This is a genomic window from Streptomyces sp. HSW2009 (assembly GCF_040240285.1).
Classification (GTDB): domain Bacteria; phylum Actinomycetota; class Actinomycetes; order Streptomycetales; family Streptomycetaceae; genus Streptomyces.
In genome coordinates this window covers 1-6,827 of record NZ_JBEHZD010000449.1, presented here as the reverse complement: position 1 = coordinate 6,827, position 6,827 = coordinate 1, and the positions used below count along the sequence as shown (strand labels likewise).

Below are 6,827 nucleotides of genomic sequence, written 5' to 3'. Positions count from 1 at the left end.
GGGGGGGGGGGGGGGGGGGGGGGGGGGGCGGGGGGGGGCGGGGGGGGGGGGGGGCGGGGCGCCGGGGCGCCCCCCCCCCCGCGCGGCGGGGGGGCGGCGCCCCCCCCCCCCCGCCCCGAGGTCGGCCAGCGGTGCGGTGCGGGCGTCTTCGGCCACCGGAGCGAGGTGCAGCCAGGCCACGGTGCCGTCGTCAAAAGTCAGCGCTAAGTCCCCCATGGCGATCAGTGTGGCACGCGGGGGCGGGGCACGGGGAGCATCGGGACACGTCCGCACCGCGCTCCGTCACGCCACCACGCGCCCGCTACTACCTCAGCGAGACCCGCGCCAACTGTCGCGCCTGGGCCACCAGTTGATCCGCGCTGTCCCAGACCTGGGTGTCCTCCTCCAGGAAGCCGCCGGCCAGGTTGCGGGTGGTGGCGACGACCCGCAGCCGGCCGGGCGCCGGACGGCGGCGTACGTGCACGGTGAGTTCGACCGTGGGCACCCAACCGCTCAGCCCGATGTCGAACGCGGTGGGCGGCAGCGCGTCGACCGTCAGCAGCAGCGACAGCGGATCGGGGTCCCGGCCGTCGGCGAGGCCGAACCAGGCGCGCATGTCACCGGCCCCGCTCGGCTGCCCGACCGCCCATCCCGCGGTCGCCGGGTCGAGGCGCATGTCGAACCGGCCGACGATCTCAGTGCTGCTGCCCAACGGAGCCGCTCCGCTGGGGGCATTGTCGGCGCCCAGGCAGTCCGCGTAGTCGGGCATGGTCGGCGGGGTGGCGGCGGTGCGCACGTCGGCGGGGAGCGCGTCGAGGTCCCCGTAGGTGGCCAGCACGCGGATGCGCTCCACCTCGGCGCCGTCCCCGTCGAACTGGACGAGGGACGCCTGTCCGGTGGAGAGGGTACGACCGGTGCGCACCGTCTCGGTACGGATCACGGCGGGGCCCGGCTGGGACGCGGTCAGGTAGTGCGCCGTGATCGAGAACGGGTCGGGGTGAGCCAGGGTGTCGCCGAGCGCCCGGCCGAGCACGGCCAGCAGGTAACCGCCGTTGACCGCCTTGAGGATGGTCCACCGTGCCGACAGGTCGACGTCGTACGTCGCGGAGGGCGCGGCGCCGGCCCCGGCGCCCTGGGCCGCCGGGGCGCGGCGGGTCACCGTCGTGTCCCGGTCGAACTCGCTGATACCGATGGTTGCCTGTGCCATGCACCGCACGCTACACGGATCAACTACTGGCAGGTAGGTTTCCCTTGGAGGGCTTCATCACGCCGCACTGCGCGCCGTGGGGGCGCCCACCACACCGGCGCGCCCACTCCTACGCTCCGCGGCGCACCCACACCACGACCACGGATGGGCCCAGCCCCGTGCCCCGTGCCTGTGGCGTCCCACTCCCGCGCGCGAGGTTCCGTGTTCCGTACCCAGCTCTGGCGCCCCGCGCCCCGGGTACGAGGCGCCGCCACCCCGTGCCCCGCGTAAGGGCCCCCGCCCCGTAATCCGCACCTCGCGCGCGAGGCTCCACGCTCCGCACCCGGCCCCTGCGCTCCGTGCCCCGTGCCCCGTGTATGAGGCCCCGCCGCTCCCAGTTCCTCGCTCCGTACCGCCGGGCGAAGGTGGGCCCTGCCGCTCCGCGACCCACACCCACCGCGCGGCGCCCCGCACCCCGCGCCCCGTACCCACGTCGCGGCACCCGTGCCCCGTGCCCCGTGCCCCGTGCCCCGTGCCCCGTGCCCCGTGCCCCGTGCCCCGGCAGCAACCCGTCGTACGCCTCACAGTTCCGGCCCCCGGCCCGTACACAGGTGGTCACCCGAACCGCACCCAACTCCCACCGCACACCAACCCACCACCCCACCACCCACACGCCCGGGCCCACCCACCACGCCACCGCACCCCACGCCCAACGCAACACCCACCCCGACGCCGACCCCACCCCTCCCCGCGCCCCGACGGCGTGCCCGGCCGCCGCCGCGACCCCACCCACACACCCCGCGCTCGGCCTCGCTACGCCCCCTCCGCCCCCTCTCTGGCCGCGCTGCGGCGGTTCCACGCTCGGGGGGCCCGCCAGCCGAAGCGCATGGCGCACAGGCGGAGGGCGAAGGCCAGGAGGGCGGCGAGGGCGCTGGTGCTGCCGGTGAGGGCGTCGAAGTGCAGCAGCAGGGCCACCACCGACGAGCCCACCAGGGCCGGTACGGCGTAGATCTCGCGGTCCCAGCGCAGCAGTGAGGGCACCTCGTTGGCCAGTACGTCGCGGAGTACGCCGCCGCCGGCCGCGGTGGCCACGCCCAGGGTGACGGATGCGGTCAGGCTGAGCCCGTACTCGTGTGCCTTGGTCGTACCGGCCACGCAGAACAGGCCGAGGCCGGCCGCGTCGAAGACCCCGACCGCGCCGTTGATCCGCTCCACCTCCGGATGGAGGAAGAAGACCAGCCCGGCGGCTATCAGCGGGGTCACGAAGTAGCCGAGGTCGGTGAAGGCGGCGGGCGGTACGGCGCCGATGATCAGGTCGCGGAACAGACCGCCGCCGAGCGCGGTGACCTCGGCCAGTACCGCGATGCCGAAGACGTCGAAGTTCTTGCGCACGGCGAGCAGCGCGCCGGAGATCGCGAAGACGAAGATCCCGGCGAGGTCCATGGAGCGCAGCACGGATGGCGTGAACAGGTCGGTGAGCACCCGCTATTTTTACCCCGCGGTCCGGGTTGCCCCACTCCGGCCCGACTCGGGGGCCCGTGTTCGGGCGAATTCCCCCACCGCTTCGGCCGCCCCTGGGCTCACCATCCACCCGCCGAACGGGCCGTTTCCGGCCACGCCCACTCCAGCGGGCTCCCCCACTCTGCCGCCCCTCCGCAAGTCGAACCGTACGCCCCGGCCGTACACCTCCCCCGCCACCGGCCGTACCTCCCCCATCGCCAACACCCACCCACACCACCCCGCCAACCGACGCCGACCCCCACCGGCCGCCCGCGCACACCAACCCACCATCCGCAGTCACCCACCCACACACCCAGGCCACCCCACCCACCCACGCCTGAACACCCACACCCCACACAGACGCAGACCCACGGACCGATCCCCACACCAACGAACACCCCCACCAACGAACCCTCGCCCACACACACCAGCCACCCTCACAGAAATCCACCCCCGGCCCCCCCGGGCACCTCCAACCACCCCACCCCACCCCACGCAGCCACATTCACCCCCACCGCCACCCCCACACCCACCCCAAAACGACCGATGCCCCGACCACTACGTGCAGCGCCCTCGCGACACCGCCGATGGGGCTCGTGTCGTGGGGGTCGCGCACTGGTCGGGGCCATGGCCTGCGCGGCCATCGGTCAGCGGCGGGGCATCAGTCGGTGGTGTCGGACTCCTTGCTCACGGCGGCCTGGCCGGGCACCCGAGCGCTGTCCGAGCCCGAGCCCGCGCCAGCACCAGCACCAGCACCAGCACCCACCTTCACATCGCCCCCCGCGGCCGGCAGCGCCGCATCCCCGGGACGCAGGTCCTCGTGGTTCTCCGGGTGGTGGCAGGCGACCTGGTGCCCGGGCTGGAGCGCGTCCAGCTTGGGTTCCTCGATCGTGCACACCACCGTCGCCTTCCAGCACCGGGTGTGGAAGCGGCAGCCGGTCGGCGGCGCGATGGGCGAAGGCACGTCGCCGCGGAGCAGGATGCGGTCCCGCTTGCCGCGCCGCTTGGGGTCGGGCACCGGGACCGCGGAGAGCAGCGCCCGGGTGTACGGGTGCATCGGCCGCTCGTACAGCGACTTGCGGTCCGTCAGCTCGACGATCTTGCCCAGGTACATGACCGCGATCCGGTCCGACACGTGCCGGATCACCGACAGGTCGTGCGCGATGATCACGTAGGTGAGGCCCAGTTCCTCCTGGAGGTCGTCCAGCAGGTTGACCACCTGGGCCTGGATCGACACGTCCAGCGCGGAGACCGGCTCGTCGGCGACGACGAGCTTGGGGTTGAGCGCCAGGGCCCGGGCGATGCCGATGCGCTGGCGCTGCCCGCCGGAGAACTCGTGCGGGTAGCGGTTGTAGTGCTCCGGGTTGAGCCCCACCCGGGCCAGCAGCCGCTGGACCTCGGCCTTGACGCCGCCCTCCGGGGTGATGTTCTGGAGCTTGAACGGGGCGCTGACGATGGTGCCGACGGTGTGCCGGGGGTTCAGCGACGAGTACGGGTCCTGGAAGATCATCTGGACGTCGCGGCGCATCGGCCGCATCGCCCCGACGCCCAGGTGCGTGATGTCCTTGCCCTGGAACTCCACCGAGCCGCCGGTCGGCTCCAGGAGGCGGGTGATGAGCCGCCCCATGGTGGACTTGCCGCAGCCGGACTCGCCGACCACGCCCAGCGTCTCGCCGGCCCGCACGTCAAAGGTCAGCCCGTCCACCGCCTGCACGGCGCCCACCTGCCGGCGGAGCAGCCCCTTGGTGATGGGGAAGTGCTTGACCAGGCCGTTCACCTTGAGCAGGGGCTCGCCGGGGGCGGTCCGCTGCTTCTGCAACGACGTCACGTTGTCCTTAGACACAGCTTGGTCCTTCACAGCTTGGGCGCAATCTCTTCGGTCCAGATCCGCGTCCGTTCCTCCTGCGGCATGTGGCAGGCGGAGAAGTGGCGGTTGCCGACCTGCTGGAGTTCGGGCCGCTGGGTGCGGGTGAGGTTGTCCTTCGGCACGTCCGCGTAGGGACAGCGCGGGTTGAAGGCGCACCCGCTCGGCACGTTGATGAGGCTGGGCGGCGAGCCCTGGACCGGGATGAGCCGGTCGGACTCCTCCCGGTCGATGCGCGGCATCGAACCCAACAGGCCCCAGGTGTACGGGTGTTGGGGCTCGTAGAAGACCTGTTCGGCCGGGCCGCGCTCCACGCACCGGCCGCCGTACATGACCAGGATGTCGTCGGCGAGTTCGGCGACGACGCCCAGGTCGTGGGTGATGACGATGACGGCGGAGCCGAACTCCTTCTGGAGGTCCCGGATCAGGTCCAGGATCTGCGCCTGCACGGTGACGTCCAGGGCGGTGGTCGGCTCGTCGGCGATGAGCAGTTCCGGGTTGTTCACCAGCGCCATGGCGATCATCGCGCGCTGCCGCATGCCGCCGGAGAACTGGTGCGGGTAGTCGTCGACCCGGCGGTCGGGCTGCGGGATGCCGACCCGGTCGAGCATCTCGATCGCGCGCCGCCTGGCCTTCTTCTTGTCCACGTTGTGGTGGACCCGGTACGCCTCCATGATCTGCGCGCCGACCGTGAAGTACGGGTGCATCGCGGACAGCGGGTCCTGGAAGATCATCGCCATCTCACGGCCGCGCAGCCGGCGCACCGTGTCGGGGTTCGCGGCGAGCAGCTCCGTGCCGTCGAAGTGGATCTCGCCGGAGATCTGCGCCTTGCCGCGGCCGTACTGGCCGACGGTGTGCAGCCCCATGATGCCCAGCGAGGTGACCGACTTGCCGGAGCCCGACTCGCCGACGATGCCGAGCGTCTTGCCGCGCTCCAACTGGAAGGAGAGCCCGTCGACGGACTTGACCAGGCCGTCTTCGGTGGGGAAGTGGATCTTGAGGTCGCGTACGTCGAGGAAGACGCCGGAGTCGGCGGAGCGGGCCGCCACCGGTTCGCCCAGCGCGCCGGTCTTGCTGACGGGCCCGGTGGCCGGACCGCCGGCCGGCTCGCCGCTGGTCTTGCTGACCGCGCGCCCGGCCCCGGGGGTGGAATCCGTCGTCATGAGAGCCTCACTCGGGGGTCGATCACGGCGTACAGGAGGTCCACGATCAGGTTGGCGATGACGACCGCGCTGGCCGTGATCAGGGTGACCCCCAGGATGAGCGGCAGGTCGCGCTCGTCGATCGCCCGCACCGCCGCCTCGCCGAGGCCCGGCAGGCTGAACGTGCTCTCGGTGAGGATCGCGCCACCGATCAGGGCGCCGAGGTCCATGCCGAGGATGGTGAGCACCGGCGTCATCGTGGAGCGCATCGCGTGCTTGCCGATGACGACCGGCTCCCGCAGCCCCTTGGCGCGGGCGGTACGGATGTAGTCCTCGCCGAGCACTTCGAGCATGGTGGCCCGGGTGAGCCGCGCGTACATCGCCGCGTACAGGAAGGCGAGCGTGACCCAGGGGAGGATCATGCCGCTGAACCACTCCACCGGGTCCACGCTGAACTCGGTGTACTCGTTGCTGACCCAGTCGAGCTGGTACGAGAAGAGCGCCATCGAGGCGACACCGGTGAAGTAGATGGGGAGCGAGACGCCCGCCAGGGCGACGGTCATGGCCGAACGGTCCCACAGGGTGCCGCGCTTGAGCGCCGACAGGATGCCGGTCACCACGCCGCCGATCACCCAGATCACGGCCGCGCCGGCGGCCAGGCCGAGGGTGACCGGGAGCCGGTCGGTGAGCACCGGCCAGATGGCCTGCTCGTTCTTGAAGGAGTAGCCGAAGCAGGGGGCCGAACAGTGCAGGGTGTCGGTACCGCTGGTGTAGTCCCGGCCCACGAACAGGCCGCTGAGGAAGTCCCAGAACTGCACGATGATCGGGTCGTCGAGCCCGAGCTTCTGCCGGATGGCCTCGATGGCCTGGGCGTCGGACTGCTTGCCGACGTACATCGTCGCCGGGTCGACGCCGGTCCACTTCGGAATGATGAAGAAGATGCCGAAGGTCACCAGGATGACGACCATCAGCGTCAGGACGACGGCGAACAGCCGCCGGATGAGGTATGCGAGCACTGCTCTCGGCCCGGCCGTGGGGGGGGGGGGGGGGGGGGGGGGGGGGGGGGGGGGGGGGGCCGCGCCCCCGGGGGGGGGGCCCCCGCCGGCGGGGGGGGGGGGGGGGGGGGGGGGGGGGGGGGGGGGGGGGGGGGGGGGGG

Annotated in this window: 5 protein-coding genes and 1 pseudogene; all 6 read right to left on the bottom strand. The window is 72.5% G+C overall.

All coding sequences use genetic code 11. The features are described from left to right. Window positions 1-216 (bottom strand): annotated as a pseudogene (locus AAHZ94_RS25880) (hypothetical protein); the annotation flags it as partial. A gap of 88 nt (window positions 217-304) precedes the next feature. After that, window positions 305-1,186 carry a thioesterase family protein gene (locus AAHZ94_RS25875; RefSeq protein WP_349995663.1) on the bottom strand — a complete coding sequence of 294 codons (882 nt, stop codon included), beginning with the start codon at window positions 1,184-1,186 and terminating at the stop codon, window positions 305-307. Between the two features lie 792 nt (window positions 1,187-1,978). Then, entirely contained in the window at window positions 1,979-2,647 is a 669-nt protein-coding gene (locus tag AAHZ94_RS25870) for a trimeric intracellular cation channel family protein (protein WP_349995661.1), read from the bottom strand. A gap of 679 nt (window positions 2,648-3,326) precedes the next feature. Next, window positions 3,327-4,508: an ABC transporter ATP-binding protein gene (locus tag AAHZ94_RS25865; protein WP_349995659.1), complete on the bottom strand. Its 1,182-nt coding sequence runs from the start codon at window positions 4,506-4,508 to the stop codon at window positions 3,327-3,329. An 11-nt stretch (window positions 4,509-4,519) separates the two neighbouring features. Beyond that, complete coding sequence (locus AAHZ94_RS25860) at window positions 4,520-5,692, bottom strand: ABC transporter ATP-binding protein (RefSeq protein WP_349995657.1); 1,173 nt, start codon at window positions 5,690-5,692, stop codon at window positions 4,520-4,522. After that, window positions 5,689-6,687: an ABC transporter permease gene (locus AAHZ94_RS25855; RefSeq protein ID WP_349995656.1), complete on the bottom strand. Its 999-nt coding sequence runs from the start codon at window positions 6,685-6,687 to the stop codon at window positions 5,689-5,691. Before AAHZ94_RS25855 ends, AAHZ94_RS25860 begins: the two co-directional genes overlap by 4 nt. Between the last annotated feature and the right edge of the window lie 140 nt (window positions 6,688-6,827).

Excerpts from the sequence above, each read along its gene's own strand:
- AAHZ94_RS25875 (WP_349995663.1), bottom strand. The coding sequence starts at position 1,186 with ATGGCACAGGCAACCATCGGTATCAGCGAGTTCGACCGGGACACGACG.
- AAHZ94_RS25860 (WP_349995657.1), bottom strand. The coding sequence starts at position 5,692 with ATGACGACGGATTCCACCCCCGGGGCCGGGCGCGCGGTCAGCAAGACC.